The 22,849-nt window shown below is 64.0% G+C and carries 25 protein-coding genes and 1 tRNA gene; 14 read left to right on the top strand and 12 right to left on the bottom strand.

All coding sequences use genetic code 11. The annotated features are described in order from the left end of the window. The first annotated feature begins 117 nt into the window (after positions 1-117). Positions 118-579 (top strand): PTS IIA-like nitrogen regulatory protein PtsN, encoded by a 462-nt coding sequence (gene ptsN / locus NLN62_RS18250; RefSeq protein WP_027528272.1) that lies wholly within the window; start codon positions 118-120, stop codon positions 577-579. Between the two features lie 252 nt (positions 580-831). Here ptsN and NLN62_RS18255 read toward each other — a convergent pair whose 3' ends face one another. From NLN62_RS18255 to NLN62_RS18290, 8 genes are all read right to left on the bottom strand, one after another. Further along, positions 832-1,104, bottom strand: coding sequence for a DUF1150 domain-containing protein (locus NLN62_RS18255; RefSeq protein WP_027528273.1), 273 nt, complete (start codon positions 1,102-1,104; stop codon positions 832-834). Positions 1,105-1,155: 51 nt separating this feature from the next. Further along, a complete protein-coding gene (locus NLN62_RS18260; protein ID WP_011083554.1) occupies positions 1,156-1,581 on the bottom strand; it encodes an Hsp20 family protein in 426 nt (141 codons plus the stop codon). A gap of 280 nt (positions 1,582-1,861) precedes the next feature. After that, positions 1,862-2,953 (bottom strand): sn-glycerol-3-phosphate import ATP-binding protein UgpC, encoded by a 1,092-nt coding sequence (locus tag NLN62_RS18265; RefSeq protein ID WP_254109745.1) that lies wholly within the window; start codon positions 2,951-2,953, stop codon positions 1,862-1,864. Between the two features lie 5 nt (positions 2,954-2,958). Next, positions 2,959-3,807, bottom strand: coding sequence for a sn-glycerol-3-phosphate ABC transporter permease UgpE (gene ugpE, locus NLN62_RS18270; RefSeq protein ID WP_254109746.1), 849 nt, complete (start codon positions 3,805-3,807; stop codon positions 2,959-2,961). After that, on the bottom strand, positions 3,807-4,688 hold the full coding sequence (gene ugpA / locus NLN62_RS18275) for a sn-glycerol-3-phosphate ABC transporter permease UgpA (protein WP_027528276.1): 882 nt from the start codon (positions 4,686-4,688) through the stop codon (positions 3,807-3,809). Before ugpA ends, ugpE begins: the two co-directional genes overlap by 1 nt. 48 nt (positions 4,689-4,736) lie before the next feature. Next, positions 4,737-6,056, bottom strand: a complete 1,320-nt coding sequence (ugpB, locus tag NLN62_RS18280; RefSeq protein WP_254109747.1) for a sn-glycerol-3-phosphate ABC transporter substrate-binding protein UgpB — start codon at positions 6,054-6,056, stop codon at positions 4,737-4,739. A 453-nt stretch (positions 6,057-6,509) separates the two neighbouring features. Continuing rightward, positions 6,510-7,715, bottom strand: coding sequence for a CaiB/BaiF CoA-transferase family protein (locus NLN62_RS18285; protein ID WP_254109748.1), 1,206 nt, complete (start codon positions 7,713-7,715; stop codon positions 6,510-6,512). A 186-nt stretch (positions 7,716-7,901) separates the two neighbouring features. Beyond that, positions 7,902-8,327 (bottom strand): organic hydroperoxide resistance protein, encoded by a 426-nt coding sequence (locus tag NLN62_RS18290; protein WP_027528279.1) that lies wholly within the window; start codon positions 8,325-8,327, stop codon positions 7,902-7,904. Between the two features lie 158 nt (positions 8,328-8,485). Between NLN62_RS18290 and NLN62_RS18295 the strand changes: the two genes are divergently transcribed. Beyond that, positions 8,486-8,947, top strand: coding sequence for a MarR family winged helix-turn-helix transcriptional regulator (locus NLN62_RS18295; protein ID WP_027528280.1), 462 nt, complete (start codon positions 8,486-8,488; stop codon positions 8,945-8,947). Positions 8,948-8,952: 5 nt separating this feature from the next. Here the strand turns inward: NLN62_RS18295 and NLN62_RS18300 are convergent, their stop codons facing one another. The 3 genes from NLN62_RS18300 to NLN62_RS18310 form a co-directional block, all read right to left on the bottom strand. Continuing rightward, on the bottom strand, positions 8,953-9,195 hold the full coding sequence (locus NLN62_RS18300) for a GIY-YIG nuclease family protein (RefSeq protein WP_027528281.1): 243 nt from the start codon (positions 9,193-9,195) through the stop codon (positions 8,953-8,955). 274 nt (positions 9,196-9,469) lie between these two features. Then, positions 9,470-9,545: transfer RNA gene (locus tag NLN62_RS18305), tRNA-Ala, on the bottom strand. Positions 9,546-9,611: 66 nt separating this feature from the next. Then, a complete protein-coding gene (locus NLN62_RS18310; protein WP_027528282.1) occupies positions 9,612-10,019 on the bottom strand; it encodes a TIGR02300 family protein in 408 nt (135 codons plus the stop codon). A gap of 179 nt (positions 10,020-10,198) precedes the next feature. On the opposite strand from NLN62_RS18310, the gene aroA reads away from it, so the two are divergent. From aroA to NLN62_RS18370, 12 genes are all read left to right on the top strand, one after another. Next, positions 10,199-11,536: a 3-phosphoshikimate 1-carboxyvinyltransferase gene (gene aroA, locus NLN62_RS18315; protein WP_027528283.1), complete on the top strand. Its 1,338-nt coding sequence runs from the start codon at positions 10,199-10,201 to the stop codon at positions 11,534-11,536. Then, entirely contained in the window at positions 11,533-12,171 is a 639-nt protein-coding gene (cmk, locus tag NLN62_RS18320) for a (d)CMP kinase (protein ID WP_027528284.1), read from the top strand. Before aroA ends, cmk begins: the two co-directional genes overlap by 4 nt. 267 nt (positions 12,172-12,438) lie before the next feature. Next, on the top strand, positions 12,439-14,148 hold the full coding sequence (gene rpsA / locus NLN62_RS18325; RefSeq protein ID WP_254109749.1) for a 30S ribosomal protein S1: 1,710 nt from the start codon (positions 12,439-12,441) through the stop codon (positions 14,146-14,148). Between the two features lie 187 nt (positions 14,149-14,335). Further along, positions 14,336-15,316, top strand: a complete 981-nt coding sequence (gene sppA / locus NLN62_RS18330; protein WP_027528286.1) for a signal peptide peptidase SppA — start codon at positions 14,336-14,338, stop codon at positions 15,314-15,316. Positions 15,317-15,489: 173 nt separating this feature from the next. After that, the gene (locus NLN62_RS18335; protein WP_027528287.1) at positions 15,490-15,795 is read left to right on the top strand and encodes an integration host factor subunit beta; all 306 of its coding nucleotides are present in this window, start codon (positions 15,490-15,492) and stop codon (positions 15,793-15,795) included. 73 nt (positions 15,796-15,868) lie between these two features. Beyond that, entirely contained in the window at positions 15,869-16,261 is a 393-nt protein-coding gene (locus tag NLN62_RS18340) for a lipopolysaccharide assembly protein LapA domain-containing protein (RefSeq protein ID WP_254109750.1), read from the top strand. 66 nt (positions 16,262-16,327) lie between these two features. Further along, positions 16,328-16,987: a phosphoribosylanthranilate isomerase gene (locus tag NLN62_RS18345; protein WP_254109751.1), complete on the top strand. Its 660-nt coding sequence runs from the start codon at positions 16,328-16,330 to the stop codon at positions 16,985-16,987. Beyond that, positions 16,984-18,201, top strand: coding sequence for a tryptophan synthase subunit beta (trpB, locus tag NLN62_RS18350; RefSeq protein WP_027528290.1), 1,218 nt, complete (start codon positions 16,984-16,986; stop codon positions 18,199-18,201). The genes NLN62_RS18345 and trpB overlap by 4 nt, the downstream gene beginning before the upstream one ends. Then, on the top strand, positions 18,198-19,034 hold the full coding sequence (trpA, locus tag NLN62_RS18355) for a tryptophan synthase subunit alpha (protein ID WP_254109752.1): 837 nt from the start codon (positions 18,198-18,200) through the stop codon (positions 19,032-19,034). Before trpB ends, trpA begins: the two co-directional genes overlap by 4 nt. A gap of 212 nt (positions 19,035-19,246) precedes the next feature. Next, the gene (gene accD, locus NLN62_RS18360) at positions 19,247-20,188 is read left to right on the top strand and encodes an acetyl-CoA carboxylase, carboxyltransferase subunit beta (protein ID WP_027528292.1); all 942 of its coding nucleotides are present in this window, start codon (positions 19,247-19,249) and stop codon (positions 20,186-20,188) included. Continuing rightward, complete coding sequence (locus tag NLN62_RS18365) at positions 20,185-21,528, top strand: folylpolyglutamate synthase/dihydrofolate synthase family protein (RefSeq protein ID WP_254109753.1); 1,344 nt, start codon at positions 20,185-20,187, stop codon at positions 21,526-21,528. The genes accD and NLN62_RS18365 overlap by 4 nt, the downstream gene beginning before the upstream one ends. A 139-nt stretch (positions 21,529-21,667) precedes the next feature. After that, entirely contained in the window at positions 21,668-22,408 is a 741-nt protein-coding gene (locus NLN62_RS18370; RefSeq protein ID WP_254109754.1) for a metallophosphoesterase, read from the top strand. A 74-nt stretch (positions 22,409-22,482) separates the two neighbouring features. On the opposite strand, the gene trxA is transcribed toward NLN62_RS18370, so the two are convergent. Further along, positions 22,483-22,803, bottom strand: coding sequence for a thioredoxin (trxA, locus tag NLN62_RS18375; RefSeq protein ID WP_027528295.1), 321 nt, complete (start codon positions 22,801-22,803; stop codon positions 22,483-22,485). Between the last annotated feature and the right edge of the window lie 46 nt (positions 22,804-22,849).

Below are 22,849 nucleotides of genomic sequence, written 5' to 3' on the forward strand. Positions count from 1 at the left end.
CACATCAGGGCCGGGGCTAAGTCCGCCTCCTGCTTCACCTTCTTGACGCCGGCCAAATCTGGTCTACCAACTTGGCCAATTCGGAACCTGACGGCTTAATTCACCTCGGAAAGCTCCATGCCGATTACCGATCTGGTCGCACCCGAGGCGATTCTCCCGGCATTGAAAGTCAACAGCAAGAAGCAGGCCTTGCAGGAACTCGCTGCCAAGGCCGCCGAGCTCACGGGGCAGAACGAACGCTCTGTCTTCGAGGTGCTGTTGCAGCGGGAAAAGCTCGGCACCACCGCGGTCGGTTATGGCGTCGCGATTCCCCACGGCAAGCTGCCCAAGCTGGAAAAGATTTTTGGCCTGTTCGCGCGGCTCGATCGCCCGATCGATTTCGAGGCGATGGACGGCCAGCCGGTCGATCTCGTCTTCCTGCTGCTCGCACCTGAAGGCGCGGGCGCCGATCATCTGAAGGCGCTGGCGCGTATCGCCCGCCTGTTGCGTGACCAGGACATCGCCAAGAAGCTGCGCGCCTCGCGCGATGCGCAGGCGATCTACTCCGTGCTCGCGCTGCCGCCGGCGAGCGCGGCGTAATTCGGCAAGCCGATCGGGCTGCTGATCCGCCCGGTGTTCTCACCTTGAGACGTGGCGTCTCCACAAGCGCCGTCATTGCGAGGAGCGAAGCGACGAAGCAATCCAGATTGCCTCCGCGGAAGCAGCCTGGATTGCTTCGCTACGCTCGCAATGACGAGGAGACTGCAAGCGATCTGCAGCTCAAAGCAAAACGGGCATGCCTTCGTGTGAAGGCATGCCCGCTTGAAATTCTATCGATGCGAAGCGCGCGGCTCAGTGCACGCTCACCGCCTGCAACTCGTTGCTCCAGGCATTGGCGATCGCGGCTTCGCGGCTGTCGGTCAGCATGATCGGCGTGCCGTCGGCGGCGTGGAGCGCGAAGAGCTTGAGGCCTGGCGCAATCTTGGGCGCCTCGGGAAACAGGTCGGGTACGTCCTCCGAGCGGATCTGCTTCACGTAGGCGATGTGGCCCTCGCCGAGGGTTGCCAGCGTCTCCGGTGAGACGTTGTTGGCTTCGTATTCGAACGCAACATGACCGTTACTCATGGTCTCGACTCCTCTCTCGAAACTAAGCGGTCGAGTCCGCTACTCGTTCCATTATTCGTGCTCATTGATAGCGATTGTCTTAACGATCCTTTCCGGTTCCGGCCGGGCAAGATCGATCGACAACAGCCCGTTCTTCAGATCCGCACCCAGCACCAGCATCCCCTCCGCCAGCACGAAGGTGCGCTGGAAGTGGCGCGCGGCGATGCCGCGATGGATGTATTGCCGGGTCTTGTCGTCCTGCTGACGCCCGCGGATCACGAGCTGGTTTTCCTCAATGGTTACATCGAGTTGGTCGCGGGTGAATCCGGCGACCGCCAGCGTGATGCGCAAGCGCTCGGGCTGGCCGTCCGACCGATCGCACCTCTCGATATTGTACGGAGGATAACCGTCGGCGCCTTTGACGACCCGATCGAGCACACGCTCGATCTCGTCGAAGCCCAGAAGGAACGGACTGGATAACGTGGGAACACGAGACATAGTTTACAAAGTCCTCGCGGAAAGCGACTTTGACGTTTCAGGGCCCTGAATGGCACCCCTTGTGACCCAATATGGGCATATCCCCGTGCCGGTTCAAGCACCTAGCGGGGGGCTGTGAGTTCGTCACTCCGGGCGGCGCAAAGCGCCGAATCCGGAATCTAGGGGTTGTGGCGCGATTTCGGGTTCTCGCTGACGCGAGCCCCGGAAATGACCAAGTCCCACGCTGGCTACTTTGCATGGGGTTGTTTTCGATATTTTTAATGGCTCGTGACGGAAAGCCTCAGGCCTCGATCCGCTTGCGGCCGTCGGCGCTGAACAGATGCAGCTTCTCGCGCACCGCGGCGATGCGGATCTTCTGACCGATCGCGGGTGCCTCGGCTCCGGGGATCCGGACGATGACCTCGCCGGGCGGCAGCTCGCCGGGCGTCGCGGAGACCTGCTTCTCGTCCTGCCGGCGTGAGCCGTAGACGAAGGTTTCGGCGCCGACCCGTTCGATGGCTTCCACGGTGAGGGCAAGCGCGACGCCGCCGGCCGGCGTCTGGTCGGTGATGACGAAGTCCTCCGGGCGGATGCCGAGGATGCCGGCCTCCGCCGCGCGGCCATTGCTGCCGAGCTGCGTCTTGACCTCGTCCGGCCGCGTCGACATCAGATTCATCGGCGGCGCGCCGATGAAGGAGGCGACGAAGGTGGTGGCCGGCTTCTCGTAGATCGCGAGCGGATTGCCGATCTGCTCGACCTGGCCGCCATTCATCACGACGAGGATGTCGGCCAGCGTCATCGCCTCGAGCTGGTCGTGGGTGACGTAGATCGACGTGGTGTTCAGCCGGCGCTGCAACTTGCGGATCTCGACCCGCATCGCGATGCGCAGCTTGGCATCGAGATTGGACAGGGGCTCGTCGAACAGGAACACCTTTGGCTGGCGCACGATGGCGCGGCCCATGGCGACGCGCTGGCGCTGGCCGCCGGAGAGCTGGCGCGGCTTGCGCTCGAGCATCGGTGCGAGCTCGAGCACGCGCGCGGCTTCCTCAACGCGGGTCTTGATCTCGGCTTCCGCCATGCCGCGATTGCGCAAGCCGTAGGCCATGTTGTTGTAGACGCTCATATGCGGATAGAGCGCGTAGTTCTGGAACACCATCGCGATGTCGCGTTCGGCGGGCTCGACCTGGTTGACGACGCGGCCGCCGATGTCGATCTCGCCGCCGGAGATGGTCTCGAGCCCCGCGACCATGCGGAGCAGCGTCGACTTGCCGCAGCCGGAGGGACCGACCAGCACGCAGAACTGACCGTCGCCGACATCGACGTCGACGCCCTTGATGGCCTCGAAGCCGCCCGGATAGGTCTTGCGGACATTGCGCAGGGTGACGTTGGCCATAGTCTCTACTTCTCCGTCTCGACCAGTCCGCGCACGAACAGTTTCTGCATCGCGACGACGACGAACACCGGCGGCAGCATCGCGAGCACGGCGGTCGCCATCACGATCGGCCATTCGGTCAGCGCGTCGTTCGTGGTCATCATCTTGCGGATGCCGACCTGGATGGTCTGCATGTCGTCGCGGGTCGTGATCAACAGCGGCCAGAGATACTGATTCCAGCCGAGGATGAAGAGGATCACGAACAGCGCCGCCATGTTGGTGCGCGACAGCGGCAGCAGCGTATCCCAGAAGAAGCGCAGAGGTCCCGCGCCGTCGATCCGCGAGGCTTCCAATAGCTCGTCCGGCACCGTCATGAAGAATTGGCGGAAGAGGAGCGTCGCGGTGGCCGACGCGATCAGCGGCAGCGACAGGCCGGCAAAGCTGTCGAGCATGTGCAGGTCGGCGACGATCTTGTAGGTCGGATAGATGCGCACCTCGACCGGCAGCATCAAGGTGATGAAGACGATCCAGAAGATCGCCATCCGGAACGGAAAGCGGAAATAGACGATCGCATAGGCCGAGATGATCGAGATCGCGATCTTGCCGACCGCGATCAGCATCGCCATGATCAGCGAGTTGAGCATCATGTTGCCGACGGGCTCGCGGGTCGTTCCGCTCGTGCCGACGAAGATGGTCTGGTAGTAGACCTCGAGGAAGTGCCCGCCCGGCAGCAGCGACATCTGTCCGTTGGCGATCAGCGCGTTGTCCTGGGTGGAGGCGACGATCGCGATGTAGACGGGGAAGGCGACGATCGCGATCCCGATCCACAGGATGATATGGGCGACGTAGCGGCGGATGCCCTCTTGCTCGACCATCAGTAGGTCACCTTGCGTTCGACGAAGCGGAACTGGATTGCCGTCAGCACGATGACGAGCACCATCAGGATCACCGACTGTGCCGCGGAGCTGCCGAGATTTCCGCCCAGGAGCCCCTCGGTATAGACCTTGTAGACCAGCGTTACCGTCGATGTTCCAGGACCGCCACGTGTCATCGTATCGATGATGCCGAAGGTGTCGAAGAAAGCGTAGACGATGTTGATGACCAGGAGGAAGAAGATGGTCGGCGACAGCAGCGGGAAGGTCACGGTCCAGAACCGCCGCATCGGGCGGGCGCCGTCGATCGCGGCCGCTTCCATCACGCTCCTCGGGATGGCCTGGAGGCCGGCGAGGAAGAACAGGAAATTGTAGGAGACCTGCTTCCAGGCGGCGGCGAGGATGACCAGCGTTGCCGCCTGATTGCCATTGAGCAGCGGATTCCAGTCGACACCCATGTCGCGCAAATAGCGCGAGAGCACACCGAGCGAGGGGTGCAGCATGAAGATCCAGAGCACGCCGACGACGGGCGGAGCGACCGCATAGGGCCAGATCAGCAGCGTGCGATAGAGCGTGCCGCCGCGCATCGGCCTGTCCGCCATCACGGCGAGCAGCAGCGCCAGGGACAGCGACGAGACGGCGATCGCGAACGAGAAGAAGAAGGTCCGGACGATCGCCTCGAAATAAGCGGGCTCCCCAAACAATTCCACGTAGTTGTCGAACCAGACGAAGCTGGTCGAGAGTCCGAAGGCGTCCTGGAGCAGGAAGGACTGGATGACGGCCTGCAGGGCAGGCCAGTAGAAAAAGATCAGGACGATCGCGAGCTGCGGTGCAACCAGCGCGAACGGCAATAGCCTTGATTGGAAAATGGCTTGCTTTTGCATGATGTGAGGTGAGCGGCAGGCCGCGAGATCGGCCTGCCGCTCATCGCCTTATTTCACGGCGGTCTTTTCGAACTGCCGGAGCATCGTGTTGCCGCGTTCGACGGCGGTATCGAGCGCCTGCTTGGCGGTCTTCTTGCCGGCGAGCGCCTGCTCGATCTCTTCCGACCAGACGTCGCGGAGCTGGACCATGTTGCCGAGCCGCAGGCCGCGCGAATTCTCGGTCGGCTCCTTGTTGGTCAGCTCGATCAGCGGCGTTTCGAGATACGGCTGATCCTTGTAGAAGCCCTCTGCCTTCGCCTTCTCATAGGCCGCCTTGGTGATCGGCAGATAGCCGGACGCCTTGTGGATGTAGACCTGACGATCGGTATCGGAGAGGAAGGTCAGGAATTTCGCGACGCCCTTGTACTCGTCGGCCGATTTGCCGCCCATGATCCACAGCGATGCGCCGCCGATGATCGAGTTCTGCGGCGCGCCCTTGACGTCGGGATAGTAAGGCATCGGCACCGCGGTGAAGTTGAACTTGGCCTGTGCCTTGACGTTGCCGAAGAAGGCCGAAGAGGTCAGGTAGATCGGGCATTCGCCGGAGGTGAAGCGGCCTTCGCCGGTGTTGGTGCGGCCAGCATAGTCGTAGGTCTTGTCCTTCTGCAGCTCGACCAGGTTTTCGAGATGCTTGACCTGGAGCGGACCGTTGAACTCGAGAACCGTGTCGAAGCCATCGAGACCATTGGCCTTGGACGAGAGCGGCACGTTGTGCCAGGCGGAGAGCTGCTCGAGATTGACCCAGGTCACCCACGAGCCGGAGAAGCCGCAGGTGGAATAGCCGGCGGCCTTCAGCTTCTTGGCGTCCTCGAAGACTTCAGGCCAGGTCTTCGGCGGCTCTGCGATGTTGGCCTTCTTGAGCGCGTCGAGATTGATCCACATGACCGTGGACGACGAATTGAAGGGGAAGGACAGCATCTCGCCCTTCGAGGTCGAATAGTAGCCGGTGATCGCGGGCAGGTAGGCCTTGGGGTCGAACTTCTCGCCGGTCTCGGCCATCAGCTTGTAGACCGGTTTGACGGCGCCGGTCGCGGCCATCATGGTCGCGGTGCCGACTTCGAACACCTGCATGATGTGCGGCGCGTTGCCGGCGCGGAACGCCGCAATGCCGGCGTTCATCGTGTCGGCGTAGTTGCCCTTGTAGGTCGGAATCACCTTGTAGTCGCTCTGCGACGCATTGAAGTCGTTGGCGAGCTTGACGATGACGTCGTTGTTCGCGCCGGTCATCGCGTGCCACCACTGGATTTCCGTCGCGGCCTGCGCCGTCGAGGCGGCAAGGCCGAACGTGGCGGCAATGGCGGCAGCCGCAGCGAATTGTCGAAGAGCCATTAAGAAAACCTCCCTTGGGCCGTCATCAAAGTGCGCATGCGCTAGCAGCGCCATATGACGTTCACGTGACTGTGTAAGCGGCCGAAACGAAAGCGGCAAGCGCCGGAAAAGGGAAGCCGTCAAATAGGCGAAGACGTCCGCGTACGGGGAGCCCGTTCGCGGCGCGCAGTCGTGGGGCGCGCCGCAGTGCGGCATTGGATGACGTGAAGTTAATGATCAGGCCGCGGGTTCGAAAACCTCTCCCGCTTGCGGGAGAGGCCGAGGCCGCCTTCGGCGGCCGTTCTTCTAACAGACGCCGAAGCAAAGCCTCGGCTATGGCGTAGCGCCGGGTGAGGGTTCTATCCTCATGGGGATTGTCCCGTTGCGGAGACACCCTCTCCCCAACCCTCTCCCGCAAGCCGGAGAGGGGGCGCAGTGCCTTTGCGGCGACGCTGAAGGCTATTCCATGAAACCCTAGCGCTTGCGCTCGGGGCCGCAGACCGTGCCCATCTCGACCATCGCCTCGATCTCGGCGCTGGAATATCCGAACTCGCCGAGCACTTCTGTGGCGTGCTGGCTGAATTTCGGCGGCACGCGGCGCAGGCTAGGCTTGCTGCGATCGAGCCGGATCGGCGAGGCGACGCCCTTGTACCAGTCCTTCTCGATGATATCGCCGCGGTAGATCGTGTGCGGATTGCTCAACGCCTGGTCGATCTTCTGCACGGGACCTGCGGGCAGTCCGGCGGCGAGCAGGCGATCGCACAGCGGCTCGGCCTCATGCTGGCTGAACACCGCGGCAAGCTCGGCGCGCAGCGCCTCGCGATTGGCGATGCGGTCCTTGTTGCGCGCAAAGCGCGGATCGGTGCCGAGCTCGGGCTTGCCGATCTCCTTGGCCAGCTTGCGGAAGGTGCCGTCATTGCCGACGCCGATGAAGATGTCGTCCGTGCGGGTCGGGAAGATCGCGTAGGGCACGAGATTGGGATGCTCGTTGCCGGTCAGGCCAGGGGGCTTGCCATGCATGAAGTAGTTCGCGGTGTGCGGATGCATGATCGCGAGGCCGGTCTCGTAGAGCGTGGTCTCGAGGAATTGCCCAAGCCCTGAGCGCTGCCGCTCCGACAGCGCCATCAAAATGCCGATCGCCGCATAAAGTCCGGTGGTGATGTCGACCAGCGGCACGCCGATCCGCATCGGCCCGCTCTCTCGCGAGCCCGTCGCCGCGATCATGCCGGTCATGGCCTGGATGATGGCGTCGTAGCCGGGATTGCCGCCGCGCGGGCCGTCGGCGCCGAAGCCGCAGATCCGGCAATGCACGAGGCGCGGGAATTTTTCGCGCAGCACCTCGTTGCCGATGCCCCATTTCTCCAGCGTGCCGGGCTTGAAATTCTCGATCAGGACGTCGGCCGTCTCCAGCATCTTGAGCAGCACGACGCGGCCGCCTTCGGAGGCGAGGTCGAGGCCGATCGAGCGCTTGTTGCGGTTGATGCCGACGAAGTAGGCCGCGTCCTCCTCATGGAAGGGAGGTCCCCACTCGCGCACCTCATCGCCTGCGGGCGGCTCGACCTTGATCACGTCGGCGCCGTGGTCGGCGAGAATTTGCGTGCAATAGGGGCCGCCGAGCACGCGCGTGAGATCAATGACGCGCAGTCCGCTCATTGCGCCGGATGCGGCTTCGGAAGTCATGACGGCAACCTTCGCTTAAGGGAGGATCGATGTTCGATCACTGGCCTAGCGAGGTTCGCGAGAGCCGGCAATGGCTCCCCGGGTGGGGCCGCATGCGCCGCCGCGGCCAATCCCGCGGCGTGGCATATCAAGGCGGCGAGTGGCTGGCGCGAGGGGGATCTCGGGCCAGCCAGCCCGCCTCTGGTTTTAGGCAACCTTCAGGCGGACGTCGACGTTGCCACGGGTCGCGTTGGAGTACGGGCAAACCTGATGGGCCTTCTCGACCAGCGCCTCGGCCTCCGCGCGGGGAACGCCGGGCAGCGAAACCAGCAGTTCGACCTCGAGGCCGAAGCCGCCTTCCGAACGCGGGCCGATGCCGACCGTCGAGGTCACCGCGGTGTCGGCGGGAACCTTCGGCCCGCCCTGGGAGGCCACGAACTTCATCGCGCCGATGAAGCAGGCGGCATAGCCGGCCGCAAACAGCTGCTCGGGATTGTTGCCCGCCCCGCCTCCGCCGCCGAGCTCCTTCGGGGTGGTGAGCTTCACGTCCAGCGCGCCGTCGAGGGTCGCAGCGTGGCCGTCGCGGCCGCCGGTGGCCTTGGCGCTGGTCTTGTAGAGGACATTCACGGACATCTTGGGTCTCCCTGGTTTCCGGTTGGGGTGCCGCATATATTGCAGACAATTAGATTGTGTGCAATATAAATTGCGCGGCCTCACATTTAATTGTTCGCAATTGAATGTGCCGCCGCTCCGCCCCAGAATGTCGAAGCGAATCTCGTGAGGCTTTTCCCATGGCTCGGAAACAACTGGCCGCTGACCAGCCGCTGCGGCTCGATAACCAGATCTGCTTTGCGGTCTATTCCGCCGCGCACGCCTTCAACCGTGTCTACAAGCCGCTGCTGGACCGGCTCGGCCTGACCTATCCGCAATATCTGGTGATGCTGGTGCTGTGGGAGCGCGACGGCGTGCCGCTGAAGGACATCGGCGAGCGACTGTTTCTGGACTCCGGCACGCTCACGCCGCTGCTCAAGCGCCTCGAAGCCGCGCAGCTCGTCAAGCGCACCCGCTCGACCGAGGACGAGCGCCAGGTGCTGATCGCGCTGACGCCGCAGGGACAGGCATTGAAGGACAAGGCGCGCAGCGTGCCGCAGTCGATCCTGGCCGCATCCGACTGCACGGTGCCCGAACTGGTCGCGATGAAAAACGAGATCGTCGCGCTACGCGACCGGCTGAATGCGGTGATTGGGGAGTAGGGGGCTTAGCAGAGCCGCTTTTTCGAGAAGGCGCGGCCTGAGTGCGACTTCAGATATTTTTCGAACGCCAATGCTTTCAGTTTGTCAGGGAAAGCGCAGTACCAGACCAGCTTCCACGGCTTGAATTTCGCGGTGTGAGCGGATTTGCCGGTGTTGTGCTCCGGAACCCGTCGCTTCAAGTCTTCCGTAGCGCCGATATATTCCTGGTCGGGGAACTCGATGCTGCGGATAATGTAGACGTACCACATTGATGGCTCACGTCGGGGCAGTCGTCTGAGGGGGCGGGGATAGAGCGTCGGGCAGTCCGTCTTCGCCCTTTGGGCTTTTCGCCGGACACCACGCTTCACCCTTCGGGCTCTGCGCGGCTGCGCCACGCGTAGCCGGGTGAAAGGCCAAACAGCTTAGCAGGCGGGAGAAGAGAATTGAACCCGTCCGTCTTCGCCCTTTGGGCTTCGCCGGACACCACGCTTCACCCTTCGGGCTCTGCGCGGCTGCGCCACGCGTAGCCCGAAGGGCGAAGCGTGGTGGAGCCAGGCGGGATCGAACCGCCGACCTCTTGCATGCCATGCAAGCGCTCTCCCAGCTGAGCTATGGCCCCTTAACCATCCGACGCGCCTTGGGCAGCGCGTCGGGAAAGACCCAGAACCACAGTTCTGGAATTATCTCAAGTCTCTTCATCGCCTCCGACATCACCAATGATGTCGGTTACGTCCTCATCGCCCTCTTCGTCGTCGGCGATAAAGGTCGAATCATCGTCATCGTCGTCCTCGAGGGTCTCGTCGACCTCGATGTCGTCCTCGGATTCGGGCACGGCCGCCTTGACCTTGCCGGTGTTCTCCTCGGCATCGGCTTCCTCGAGGGATACCATTTCCTCGGTCTCGGCCGGTTCCGGCGTGGTGTCCTGGGCCATGCTGCGCGCTTCGGCGCTGCGGGTCGGGCGCGCTGGCGCTACCGGAGCAATCGGCACCACCTCGCCAGTATAGGGCGAGATCACCGGATTCTTGTTGAGGTCGTAGAACTTCTTGCCCGTGGTCGGGCAAATGCGTTTGGTTCCGAGTTCGGACTTGGCCACGGCAGGAATCCTGGGAATGTCTGAAAAGCGGTGCTTCACTTGGCTAGTTGGCGGCCCGCTGTCAATAGCGCATTGCGGAAGAAAGACATGCCCGTGACGGCGGGCTGACCATGTGGTACCTGCGCGCGCGAGCCCAAGGAGCATTCAAGGTCTACCTGCGGGCATTCAAGGACACAATCTTGACCCATTCCGACCAACCGAGGCCGCTCCAGTCGCGCGCTAGCGGCGCCCTGACCGGGAAAGTACGGGTACCCGGGGATAAGTCGATCTCCCACCGCTCGCTCATCCTGGGCGCGCTGTCGGTCGGCGAGACCCGGATCACCGGCCTCCTGGAGGGCGAGGATGTCCTCAATACCGCCAAGTCCATGCAGGCCCTCGGCGCCGCGGTCGAGCGGACCGGGGATTTTGCCTGGCGCGTGCGCGGGGTCGGGGTGGCCGGCTTTGCCCAGCCCAAGGCGCCTCTGGATTTCGGGAACTCCGGGACCGGCTGCCGGCTGGTGATGGGGGCAGTTGCCGGTTGTCCGATTTCGGCGGTTTTCGACGGCGATGCCTCGCTGCGCACCCGTCCCATGCGGCGGATATTTGATCCCCTTGAGAAGATGGGCGCCAAGGTCATCGCCGTCGTCGAAGGCGGCAAGCTGCCGCTGACCCTGCAAGGCGCGCGTGACCCCCTTCCGATCACCTACAAAACCCCGGTGGCCTCCGCCCAGATCAAGTCGGCAGTGCTGCTGGCGGGGCTGGCTGCGCCGGGAACGACGACCGTCATCGAGAGCGAGGCGAGCCGCGACCACACCGAGCTGATGCTCAAGCATTTTGGCGCCGATATCACGTCGGTGGCGGAGGGCCAGCATGGCCGCCGCATCACGCTCGTCGGCCAGGGCGAACTGCACGGCGCCGATGTCGTGGTACCCGCCGATCCTTCCTCGGCGGCCTTTCCGGTCGTTGCCGCGCTGATCGCCGAAGGCTCCGACGTCGTGCTGTCCGACGTCATGACCAATCCGCTGCGCACGGGTCTCTTCACGACGCTCCGCGAGATGGGCGGCTCGATCGAGGAGAGCGAGGTCCGCGGCGATGCCGGTGAGCCGATGGCGAGCTTGCGCGTGCGCGCCTCGAAACTGCACGGCGTCGAGGTGCCGCCGGAGCGCGCGCCGTCGATGATCGACGAATATCTTGTGCTCGCGGTTGCGGCGTCCTTCGCCGAAGGCACGACCATCATGCGCGGCCTGCACGAGCTGCGCGTCAAGGAATCCGACCGGCTGGCGGCGACCGCCGACATGCTGCGCGTCAACGGCGTAAAGGTCGAGATCTCCGGCGATGATCTGATTGTCGAGGGCAGGGGCCATGTGCCCGGCGGCGGTCTCGTCGCCACGCATATGGATCACCGGATCGCGATGTCGGCGCTGGTGATGGGCTGCGCCTCCGACAGGGCCGTGAAGGTCGACGACACCGCCTTCATCGCCACCAGCTTTCCCGATTTCATTCCGATGATGCGTTCGCTGGGGGCCGATTTTTCATGATCATTGCCATCGATGGCCCCGCGGCCTCCGGCAAGGGCACGCTCGGCAAGCGCCTCGCGCATCATTATGGCTATCGTCACCTCGATACCGGCGTGATCTACCGGGCGGTGGCCCATGCGCTGATACAGGCGGGCGCCGACCTGCGCGACGAGGCTGCCGCCGTCGCAGTGGCTTTGGAACTTGATCCCGAAAAATTCGGCAATCCCGTCCTGAAGACCCAGCAGATTGGCGAGGCTGCCTCGGTGGTCTCCGCAATTCCCAGGGTTCGCGAAGTCCTGGTCAATTTCCAGCGGCAATTCGCCGCCGACCCGCCCGGCGCGGTGCTCGACGGCCGCGATATTGGAACCGTGATCTGCCCCGATGCGGACGTGAAGATCTTCGTCGTCGCCGACCCCAAGGTCCGTGCCCGCCGCCGCACCATGGAGGCGCGGTCGCGGGGCGAGGAGGCCGACGAAGCCGCTGTGCTGGCCGACATCATTGCGCGCGACGAACGCGACCAGAACCGGCCCATCGCGCCCTTAAAGCCGGCCGCGGATGCTTACTTGCTAGATAACTCCCAACTGGATATAGAAGGCGGCGTCCGGGCCGCCATCGACATTATCGAGGCCGTCCGAGCGGGCCGCCCGCGGACTTGAGCCGCGGTCGTCATTGGAGGAAGAGCCCGCTCCCGTTCTTGAAGGTCGATATTCCGATCCCCGTTTTGGGACCGGCGACGATTTGAGGCTCCGGAAACAATTCAACGTATCGAACGCGCGGGCTCTCGCCGGCCCGCTCTTGCTGCTTTCAGGGGAAGACCCGATGCAGCGAGCGGTCGCTCGAAGGTTTTGCGGACCTTCCGACACTGCGCGCACGATACGCCCATAAACCCAACGGCCGGCAAGACGTCCGCAACTGGAGAACAAATGGCTTCGACTTCCGCTAGTACCTACAGCCCCTCGCGTGACGATTTCGCCGCGATGCTCGATGAGTCCTTTGCAGGCGGCAATCTGCAGGAAAGCTCCGTCGTCAAGGGCAAGGTTGTTGCAATTGAAAAGGACATGGCCGTCATCGACGTCGGCCTGAAGACCGAGGGCCGCGTCGCGCTGCGCGAATTTTCCGGCCCCGGCCGTGAAAGCGACCTCAAGGTCGGCGACGAGGTGGAAGTGTTCCTCGATCGCATCGAAAACGCCCTCGGCGAGGCCGTGCTGTCGCGCGACAAGGCGCGCCGCGAAGAGAGCTGGGGCAAGCTCGAGAAGGCGTTCCAGAACAACGAAAAGGTCAACGGCGTCATCTTCAACCAGGTCAAGGGCGGCTTCACCGTCGACCTCGACGGCGCCGTGGCGTTCCTGCCGCGCTCGCAGGTGGACATCCGTCCGATTCGCGACGTCGCGCCGCTGATGAACAACTCGCAGCCGTTCCAGATCCTCAAGATGGATCGCCGCCGCGGCAACATCGTCGTCTCCCGCCGCACGGTGCTGGAAGAGACCCGCGCCGAGCAGCGTCAGGAACTCGTGCAGAACCTCGAAGAGGGTCAGGTCATCGACGGCGTGGTCAAGAACATCACCGATTACGGTGCGTTCGTGGATCTCGGCGGCATCGACGGCCTCTTGCACGTCACCGACATCGCGTGGCGCCGCGTCAACCACCCGACGGAAGTGCTCGCGATCGGCCAGACCGTGAAGGTCAAGATCATCAAGATCAACCACGAGACGCACCGCATCTCGCTGGGCATGAAGCAGCTGCTGGATGATCCGTGGCAGGGCATTGAAGCCAAGTACCCGCTGGGTGCCCGCTTCACCGGCCGCGTCACCAACATCACCGACTACGGCGCGTTCGTCGAGCTCGAGCCGGGCATCGAAGGCCTGATCCACGTCTCCGAGATGTCGTGGACCAAGAAGAACATGCACCCCGGCAAGATCGTCTCGACCTCGCAGGAAGTCGAAGTGCAGGTGCTGGAAGTCGATTCCGTCAAGCGCCGCATCTCGCTCGGCCTCAAGCAGACCATGCGCAACCCCTGGGAGGTCTTCGTCGAGAAGCATCCGACCGGTTCGGTGGTCGAGGGCGAGGTCAAGAACAAGACCGAGTTCGGTCTGTTCCTGGGTCTCGAGGGCGACGTCGACGGCATGGTCCACCTCTCCGACCTCGACTGGAAGCTTCCGGGCGAGCAGGTGATCGACAACTACAAGAAGGGCGACGTGGTGAAGGCCGTCGTGCTCGATGTGGACGTCGAGAAGGAGCGCATCTCGCTCGGCATCAAGCAGCTCGAAGGCGACCCATTCGCCGAGCCGGGCGATGTCAAGAAGGGCGCGGTCGTGACCTGCGAAGTGCTCGAAGTGAAGGAAGCCGGTATCGAGGTGAAGATCGCCGGTACCGACTTCACCACCTTCATCAAGCGCTCCGAGCTTGCCCGTGACCGCAACGACCAGCGCGCCGAACGCTTCGCCGTCGGCGAGAAGGTCGATGCCCGCGTCATCCAGTTCGACAAGAAGGCCCGCAAGGTCCAGGTGTCGATCAAGGCGCTCGAAGTCGCCGAGGAGAAGGAAGCCATCGCGCAGTACGGCTCCTCCGATTCGGGGGCGACGCTCGGCGACATCCTCGGCACCGCGCTCAAGAACCGCGGCGAGAACAAGTAAGCCAACCGCTTGTTTCGCAAGCATCAAAGCCCCGGCGTTTCGCCGGGGCTTTTTTGCTGCGCTCCTTCCGGGCTACGCGGCTACCACCCTTGCTTTCTTCAAATTGCGTCGCAATTGATGTATCCAGATAAGCCGATGGTCACGCTGCGCCTGCAAAAGGCGTGAACCCACATTTGGAGATTTTTCGATGTCGCTCGATTCGGACATCATCGTCGATCGCCGCCGGATCCGCCGCAAGCTGACGTTCTGGCGCGTCGCTGCCGCGCTGATCGCGATCGCGGCGATTGCAGGCGTGGCGCTGGTCGCGACGCCGGGCGCGCGCGGCACATTCGCGTCCGCCGGCTCGATCGCGCGCGTCCAGATCGATGGCCTGATCCGCAGCGATTCCGAGCGCACGCAGGCGCTCGAGCGGCTGGAGAATTCGCGCGCGGCCGCCGTCATTGTCCACATCAATTCGCCAGGCGGCACCACCGCGGGCTCCGAGCAGCTCTATGATTCCCTGACGCGGCTGAAGGCGAAAAAGCCGCTCGTCGTGGTGGTCGAGGGGCTTGCCGCTTCCGGCGGCTACATCACCGCGATCGCGGCCGACCACATCATCGCTCAGCAAAGCTCGCTGGTCGGCTCGATCGGCGTCCTGTTCCAGTTTCCGAACGTCACCGATCTCCTGAAGACCATCGGCGTCAAGGTCGAGGAGGTCAAATCCTCGCCACTGAAGGCAGCGCCGAACGGTTTTGAGCCCACCAGCCCCGAAGCGCGCGCTGCGCTCGATGCGCTGGTGAAGGATTCTTACGCTTGGTTCAGGGGACTGGTGAAAGAGCGCCGCGGCATGGATGATTCGCAGCTCGAGAAAGTCGCCGATGGCCGCGTTTTCACCGGTCGGCAGGCGATCGAGCTGAAGCTGATCGACCAGCTCGGCGACGAGAAAACTGCGGTGACATGGCTCGTCGAGCAGAAGGGCGTCAAGAAAGACCTGCCGGTCCGCGACTACAAGCTCCAGCCTCGCTTCGGCGATCTGCCATTCCTCAAAACGGCGGCTACCGTCACGCTCGAAGCCATCGGTTTGAGCTCGCTGGCGCATCAGATCGAGCGCAGCGGCGTCACGCAGGCGGTCGATCGGATCGGTTTGGACGGAATGCTCGCGCTATGGCAGCCGGCCGCGTCAAACTGACCGGGAACCGGGCGAGGTCGAGAGGGTTTTCCCGTTCGGCTTGTATTGTGACAGACCCCCTTTCGGACCTTTGTCACGCACTTTAGCGCGGTCCAAGCTTGATTTAGCGTCTTGACAGATCAAGGTATTTTCACGGAAATGGTCATCCGCACGCTTCCGGGTCCTATCTCTCGATGATCAAATCCGAACTTGTTCAGCGTATCGCCGAGCACAACCCGCACCTTTACCAGCGGGATGTCGAGAACATTGTGAATGCGATCCTCGAGGAGATCGTCGCAGCGCTCGCGCGCGGCGATCGGGTCGAGCTGCGCGGTTTCGGTGCTTTTTCAGTGAAGCATCGTCCCGCGCGCGCAGGGCGCAATCCGCGGACGGGCGCCCATGTGCCCGTCGACCAGAAGAGCGTCCCGTTCTTCAAAACGGGCAAGGAAATGCGCGAGCGGCTGAACCGCGACCATCCGGACCCCGGCGGGCCAGACTAGGGCCGGCGCCCAGGTTTGCCGGGGCGTGGCCGCTTGATGCGGCCACAAGCATGATTCAAGGCGAGCGATCGAGATGCGAAAATTCCTGACCGCGTTGATCGTGATTCCGTTCGGCCTGCTGCTCGTCGACTTCGCCGTCGCCAACCATCATTTGGTCAAGGTCTCCTTCGACCCCTTCAATTCGGCCGATCCGTCGCTGGCGATTGCCCTGCCGCTATTCCTGCTCCTGATTCTGGTGGCTGTCCTCGGGGTGCTGGCCGGCGGCTGCGCCGTCTGGTTTGGCCAGCGGCATTGGCGCCGCGCGGCACGCCGCCACGAGGCCGATGCGCGCTCGGCAAGGGCCGAGCTGGCGGATATTCGGGCTTCCATGGCCCCTGCAAGGCCCGATCCGCAGCGGCTGCCGGTCCGCGCCGGAAGCGGCCTTTACGGCCCCGTCGGGCGAGACAAGCAGCGCGCGACGTTGTAGAAGCGGCCGCATCGAAAACCCCGTTTTTCCGGCCGCCGACCCGCGGCCTCCACACGCTTTGAGACCATGTCCCTGCTCGTCAAGATCTGCGGCCTGTCCACGCGCGAGACGCTTCAAACGGCGCTCGATGCCGGCGCCGACATGGTGGGGTTCGTGTTCTTTCCGCCCTCGCCCCGGCATCTGTCGCTGGAAACCGGGCGCGATCTTGGCCGCCAGGTCAAGAAACGTGCGCTGAAGGTCGCGCTCACTGTGGATGCCGACGACGCGACGCTCGACAACATCATGGACGCGCTCTCGCCGGACATCCTCCAGCTCCACGGCAAGGAGAGCATCGCCCGGCTGCGTGACATCAAGCAGAAGTTCGGCCGGCCGGTGATGAAGGCGCTGCCGGTCGAGACGTCGGCCGATCTCGCGGTGCTGCCCGGCTACGCGGTGGTTGCCGACCGCATCCTGTTCGATGCCCGCCCGCCGAAGGACGCAACGCGTCCCGGCGGGCTGGGGGCGACCTTCGACTGGCACCTTCTCGAAAATCTCGATCTGACGTTGCCCTATATGGTCTCGGGCGGGTTGCACGCCCAGAACGTCGCAGAAGCCCTTCGCCTCACTGGCGCCGGTGGCGTCGACGTCTCCTCCGGGGTCGAGAGCGCCCCCGGCGTGAAGGACCCGGAGATGATCAAAGCCTTTATTCGCGCCGCGCGCGCCACCCAAGAGTTGAGCGTACGATGACCAAGGCCAAACCAAACTCCTATCGCAGCGGCCCGGACGAGCGCGGCCATTTCGGAATTTTCGGCGGACGCTTCGTCGCCGAAACCCTGATGCCGCTGATCCTCGATCTGGAGAAGGCGTACAACGCGGCCAAGGCCGATCCGGCCTTCCAGGCCGAGATGAATGGCTATCTCAAGAACTATGTCGGCCGGCCCTCGCCGCTTTATTTCGCCGAGCGCCTCACCGAGCACCTCGGCGGCGCAAAAATCTATCTGAAGCGTGAGGAGCTGAACCACACCGGCTCGCACAAGGTGAACAACGTGCTCGGCCAGATCATGCTGGCACGGCGCATGGGCAAGAAGCGCATCATCGCCGAGACCGGCGCCGGCCAGCATGGCGTTGCGACCGCAACGCTCTGTGCGCGCTTTGGCCTGGAATGCGTGGTCTATATGGGCGCCGTCGACGTCGAGCGGCAGCAGCCCAACGTCATCCGCATGGAGATGCTGGGCGCAAAGGTGTTTCCGGTGCAGTCGGGCACGCGCACGCTGAAGGACGCGATGAACGAGGCGCTGCGCGACTGGGTCACCAACGTGCACAATACCTTCTATTGCATCGGCACGGTCGCAGGTCCGCATCCCTATCCGACGCTGGTGCGCGACTTCCAGTCGATCATCGGCAACGAGACCAAGGCGCAGTTGCAGGAGGTTGAAGGCCGCCTGCCGGATTCGCTGGTCGCCTGCATCGGCGGCGGCTCCAACGCCATGGGCCTGTTCCATCCCTTCCTCGATGATTCCTCCGTCGAAATCTTCGGCGTCGAAGCCGCGGGCCACGGGCTCACGCAACTGCATGCGGCCTCGATCGCGGGTGGCCGTCCCGGCGTGCTGCACGGCAACCGCACGTATCTCTTGATGAACGAGGATGGCCAGATCCAGGACGCGCACTCGATCTCGGCCGGTCTCGACTATCCCGGCATCGGCCCCGAGCATTCCTGGCTGCACGAGATCGGCCGCGTCAACTATCTCTCCGCGACCGACGACGAGGCGCTCGCAGCATTCCAGCTATTGTCGCGGCTCGAAGGCATCATCCCGGCGCTGGAGCCTGCGCATGCCATCGCCAAGGTGATGGAGCTCGCGCCGAAGCGGCCCAGGGATCACCTGATGGTCGTCAATCTCTCCGGTCGCGGCGACAAGGACGTCCCGCAAGTCGGCGATATCCTGAGGGGCAAGAGCAAGTGACCACGCGTATCGACACCCGTTTTGCCGAGCTCAAGAAGCAGGGCCGCTCGGCTTTCGTCACTTTCGTGATGGCCGGCGATCCCGATCCGGCGACGTCGCTCGAGATCATCAAGGCGCTGCCGAAGGCGGGCGCCGACGTGATCGAGCTCGGCATGCCCTTCACCGATCCGATGGCCGACGGCCCGTCGATCCAGGCGGCCGGCCTGCGCGCGCTCAGGGCCTGCATGACGCTGAAGAAGACGCTTGAGCTCGTGCGCGGCTTCCGCAAGGACGATGATGCCACGCCGATCGTGCTGATGGGCTACTACAATCCGATCTACATCTACGGCGTCGACAAGTTTCTCGCCGATGCAAAGACTGCCGGCGTTGACGGCCTGATCATCGTCGACCTGCCGCCGGAAGAGGACGACGAACTCTGCCTGCCCGCGATGAAGGCCGGCCTCAATTTCATTCGCCTGGCAACACCGACGACCGACGACAAGCGTCTGCCGGCCGTGCTCGCCAACACCTCGGGCTTCGTCTACTACGTCGCCATCACCGGCATCACGGGTGCGGCGGCTGCGGACGCTACGGCGGTGAGCGAAGCGGTTGCCCGCATCAAGCGGCATACAAAGCTGCCGGTCTGCGTCGGCTTCGGCATCCGCACACCGGAAAACGCCCGCGCCATCGCCTCGCATGCCAATGGCGCGGTGGTCGGCACGGCGCTGGTCGATGCCCTCAAGAACAGCCTCGATGCGGAGGGGCGCGCCACCGGCAAGACCGTTAACGCCGTCGCCGAGTTGACCGCATCCCTCGCCCAGGGCGTGCGGGGCGCGCAGCAGGCGGCGGAATAGGTCATAATTCCGCTTCTAAAGCGCGATGAGATTGGGCTGAATCGTCATCGCGCTTTAGGTTATTGTTTGAGAATGATCTTTTCGGAAAACCGCTTCACACTTTTCCGGATCATGCTCTAACGCGGATCACACGGCGGCTTGCCGGGGAAAGTCCCGGCCGCCATATATCCCTTCAGGCGATCCCGAGGCGGGATGGCTAATCGGAGCAAACCATGAACTGGCTCACCAATGTGGTCCGGCCGAAGATCCGCAACATGCTGCGGCGGGAGACGCCGGAGAATCTGTGGATCAAATGCCCGGATTCCGGGCAGCTCGTGTTCTACAAGGACGTCGAGGCCAACCAGTTCGTCATCCCCGGCTCGAACTATCACATGCGCATGGGGTCGGTGGCGCGCCTCAAGTCGATCTTCGACAACGAGACCTGGTTCGACGTCGCTCTGCCGGAGGTCGCTCCCGATCCGCTGAAATTTCGCGACGAAAAGAAATATGCCGACCGCATCAAGGATGCGCGCGCCCGTACCAATCTGAACGATGCGATCAAGGTCGGCTACGGCAAGCTCGAAGGCGCCGCTGTCGTCATCGCCGTGCAGGACTTTGACTTCATGGGCGGCTCGCTCGGCATGGCCGCGGGCGAAGCCATCGTGCGCGGGCTCGAGCTCGCGGTCGAGAAGAAGTCGCCCTTCATCGTGTTCGCAGCCTCGGGCGGCGCGCGCATGCAGGAGGGCATTCTGTCGCTGATGCAGATGCCGCGTACGACCGTCGCCGTGCAGATGCTGCGCGAGGCAAAACAGCCTTATATCGTGGTGCTCACCAACCCGACCACCGGCGGCGTCACCGCGTCCTATGCGATGCTCGGCGACGTGCAGATCGCCGAGCCCGGCGCGCTGATCGGCTTTGCCGGCGCGCGCGTGATCGAGCAGACCATCCGCGAAAAGCTCCCCGAAGGTTTCCAGCGCGCCGAGTACCTGAAGGAGCATGGCATGGTCGACATGGTCGTGCACCGTCACGACCTGCGCCCGACACTGGCGCGGCTCTGCCGCCTCCTGACCAGGTCGCCGGCGCTGGAGGGCGCGTCGAAATCAGCGCAGCCGGTGACGAGCGCGGCGCAGATCGTATCGGCCCCCGACGTGGCGCCGGCCGCACCGCACGCGTGAACGCCTCCGCTGACAGCGCAAAGCCGTCGCTCGGTGACGTGATCGGGCGGCTGTCGGCCCTGCATCAGAAGCGCATCGATCTCGGGCTCGAGCGGATGCATCGCCTGCTCGAGCGGCTTGGCCATCCCGAGCGCAAGCTGCCGCCGGTGATCCATATCGCCGGCACCAACGGCAAGGGCTCGACGCTCGCATATCTCCGCGCCACGCTGGAAGCAGCAGGCCTGCGCGTTCACGCCTATACCTCGCCCTATCTGGTCCGGATCAACGAATGCGTCCGGCTCGGCCGCGTTGGTGGCGGCGTGCTGGTCGGCGACGACGAGTTGCGGGCCGCGTTTGAAGAGGTCGAACGCGTCAATGCCGGTGAAGCCGCGACCGTGTTCGAGCTCAAGACCGCCGCCGCCTTTCACCTGTTCGCGCGAAATCCGGCCGACGTGGTGCTGCTCGAGGTCGGCCTCGGCGGGCGGCTCGATTCGACCAACGTGATCGACGCGCCGCTCGCCTGCGTGATCACGCCGATCAGCATGGATCACACGGATTTCCTTGGGCCGACGCTCGGCTCGATCGCCGGTGAGAAGGCAGGAATCATCAAGCGCGGCGTGCCCGTGATATCGGCCGAGCAGACGCCGGAGGCGATGCCCGCGATCGAAGCGCAGGCCAGGCGCATGCGCGCGCCGCTGTTTGCCGCGGGCGAGAGCTGGCACGTCAATGTCGAGCACGGGCGTCTCGTCTATTCCGACGATCGCGGCCTGATGGACCTTGCGGCGCCGCGCCTGTTCGGCCGTCACCAGTTCGACAATGCCGGCCTTGCGATCGCAACGCTGCGCGCAGTCAGCGCCTTCAAGATCAATCATGCGGCGTTCGAAGCCGGAATCGTCGGTGCGGAATGGCCGGCGCGGATGCAGCGGATCACCTCCGGTGTATTGCTCGGCTGGGGACCGCAGGGCTCCGAGATCTGGCTCGATGGCGGACACAACGCGGAGGGCGGCCGCGTCGCGGCCGCCGCGCTCGGCGATCTCGAGGAGCGGGTCTCGCGTCCCCTGGTGGTGATCGCCGGCATGATGGCCAACAAGGACGCGCAAGGCTTTCTCGCCAATTTCGCCGGCCTCACCCGCCACATCATCGCGGTACCCATCCCGGAGACCGAGAACGCCATGCCGGTCGACCGGCTCGCGGATGCCGCGCGCAGTTTTGGTATGCGCGTCGAGACCGCGCCCGGCATAGAGGCCGCGCTGCGCGCCCTGTCACGGCTCGCCTATGAAGTGCCGCCGCGCATCCTGATCACCGGCTCGCTCTATCTCGCCGGCCATGTGCTCGGCATCAACGGCACGCCTCCTGCATAAAGGTCTCGTGTCCCGGACGCGCTGCAACGCATCAGCGTTGCCGCGCAGAGCCGGGACCCCAGGCCGCATGGGCCCCAGCTCTGAAGCGCACCGCTGAAGGAGCGCTGCGCTGCGTCCGGGGCACGAAGGAGAGACCACGATGCACTTTGCCGCGATTGCCGATGTCCACGGGAACTATCTCGCGCTGGAGGCGGTGCTTGCCGACATCCGCGCGCACGGCATCAAAGACATCGTCAATCTCGGCGACATGCTGAGCGGCCCGCTCGATGCGCGTCGGACGATCGATATCCTGATGCCTCTCGACGCCGTGCACGTACTCGGCAATCACGACCGCTATCTCCTCGACCGCCCGCCCGAGAACATGGGCTCATGGGATCGTCCCGCCCATGCGCAGCTGGATAGCGCGCGTCTCGACTGGCTGCGCGCGCAGGCGATGACGCGCGTGTTTCGCGACCAGGTGTTCCTCTGCCACGCGACACCGGAAAACGACGAAGTCTATTGGCTCGATACCGTTCATCCCGACGGGACGGTCGCGATGTCGCCGCTGGACCGCATCGAGCAGTTCGCAAAAGGCATCACGCAATCCCTGATCCTCTGCGCGCACACGCATCTTGCGCGCGCCGTGCGATTGCGTGACGGCCGGATGATCGTCAATCCCGGCAGCGTCGGCAGTCCCGGCTATCGCGACAAGCATCCGTATCCGCACTTCGTCGAGGCCGGCACGCCGCACGCGCGCTATGCGATCCTCGATCTGGTGAACGGCGCCTGGCAGGTGACGTTCCGCCACATCGTTTACGATCACGAGGCGATGGCCGCGCTGGCGCGGCGGAATGGTCAACCGGATCTCGCGCAGGCGCTCGCGACGGGATGGATCAGATAGCCGCAATGAACTTCACAAAACAAAACGGCCGGCATTTCGCCGGCCGTTGTCGAAAATAATCTTGGCTGGGCAAATCAGACGGCAGCGGTGATCCACTGCTGCAGCTTTGCCTTCGGCGCCGCGCCGACCTGGCGGGAGGCCATCTCGCCGCCCTTGAAGATCATCAGGGTCGGGATCGACATCACGCCGTATTTCGACGCGGTCTTCGGGCTCTCGTCGACGTTGAGTTTGACGATCTTGACCTTGTCGCCCATCGCGCCGGCGATCTCGTCGAGCGCGGGTGCGATCATGCGGCAGGGGCCGCACCATTCGGCCCAGAAATCGACGACCACCGGGCCGTTCGCCTTGAGCACTTCGGCTTCGAAATCGGAATCAGAAACCTTACCAACGGCCATGGGGATACCTCGCACAATGAGAGAAGGGCGCGACGGGAATCGCGCC

The sequence above is a fragment of the Bradyrhizobium sp. CCGUVB23 genome, assembly GCF_024199885.1.
Classification (GTDB): domain Bacteria; phylum Pseudomonadota; class Alphaproteobacteria; order Rhizobiales; family Xanthobacteraceae; genus Bradyrhizobium.

Bases quoted from the DNA above. Each gene is read 5' to 3' on its own strand.
- ugpE (WP_254109746.1), bottom strand. From the start codon at position 3,807: ATGGTCGAGCAAGAGGGCATCCGCCGCTACGTCGCCCATATCATCCTG.
- rpsA (WP_254109749.1), top strand. From the start codon at position 12,439: ATGGCTTCGACTTCCGCTAGTACCTACAGCCCCTCGCGTGACGATTTC.
- cmk (WP_027528284.1), top strand. From the start codon at position 11,533: ATGATCATTGCCATCGATGGCCCCGCGGCCTCCGGCAAGGGCACGCTC.
- NLN62_RS18265 (WP_254109745.1), bottom strand. From the start codon at position 2,953: ATGGCCAACGTCACCCTGCGCAATGTCCGCAAGACCTATCCGGGCGGC.
- ptsN (WP_027528272.1), top strand. From the start codon at position 118: ATGCCGATTACCGATCTGGTCGCACCCGAGGCGATTCTCCCGGCATTG.
- trxA (WP_027528295.1), bottom strand. From the start codon at position 22,803: ATGGCCGTTGGTAAGGTTTCTGATTCCGATTTCGAAGCCGAAGTGCTC.
- NLN62_RS18285 (WP_254109748.1), bottom strand. From the start codon at position 7,715: ATGACTTCCGAAGCCGCATCCGGCGCAATGAGCGGACTGCGCGTCATT.
- ugpB (WP_254109747.1), bottom strand. From the start codon at position 6,056: ATGGCTCTTCGACAATTCGCTGCGGCTGCCGCCATTGCCGCCACGTTC.
- NLN62_RS18335 (WP_027528287.1), top strand. From the start codon at position 15,490: ATGATCAAATCCGAACTTGTTCAGCGTATCGCCGAGCACAACCCGCAC.
- NLN62_RS18260 (WP_011083554.1), bottom strand. From the start codon at position 1,581: ATGTCTCGTGTTCCCACGTTATCCAGTCCGTTCCTTCTGGGCTTCGAC.
- NLN62_RS18300 (WP_027528281.1), bottom strand. From the start codon at position 9,195: ATGTGGTACGTCTACATTATCCGCAGCATCGAGTTCCCCGACCAGGAA.
- NLN62_RS18345 (WP_254109751.1), top strand. From the start codon at position 16,328: ATGTCCCTGCTCGTCAAGATCTGCGGCCTGTCCACGCGCGAGACGCTT.
- trpB (WP_027528290.1), top strand. From the start codon at position 16,984: ATGACCAAGGCCAAACCAAACTCCTATCGCAGCGGCCCGGACGAGCGC.
- NLN62_RS18370 (WP_254109754.1), top strand. From the start codon at position 21,668: ATGCACTTTGCCGCGATTGCCGATGTCCACGGGAACTATCTCGCGCTG.
- NLN62_RS18340 (WP_254109750.1), top strand. From the start codon at position 15,869: ATGCGAAAATTCCTGACCGCGTTGATCGTGATTCCGTTCGGCCTGCTG.
- NLN62_RS18255 (WP_027528273.1), bottom strand. From the start codon at position 1,104: ATGAGTAACGGTCATGTTGCGTTCGAATACGAAGCCAACAACGTCTCA.
- ugpA (WP_027528276.1), bottom strand. From the start codon at position 4,688: ATGCAAAAGCAAGCCATTTTCCAATCAAGGCTATTGCCGTTCGCGCTG.
- sppA (WP_027528286.1), top strand. From the start codon at position 14,336: ATGTCGCTCGATTCGGACATCATCGTCGATCGCCGCCGGATCCGCCGC.
- accD (WP_027528292.1), top strand. From the start codon at position 19,247: ATGAACTGGCTCACCAATGTGGTCCGGCCGAAGATCCGCAACATGCTG.
- NLN62_RS18290 (WP_027528279.1), bottom strand. From the start codon at position 8,327: ATGTCCGTGAATGTCCTCTACAAGACCAGCGCCAAGGCCACCGGCGGC.
- NLN62_RS18295 (WP_027528280.1), top strand. From the start codon at position 8,486: ATGGCTCGGAAACAACTGGCCGCTGACCAGCCGCTGCGGCTCGATAAC.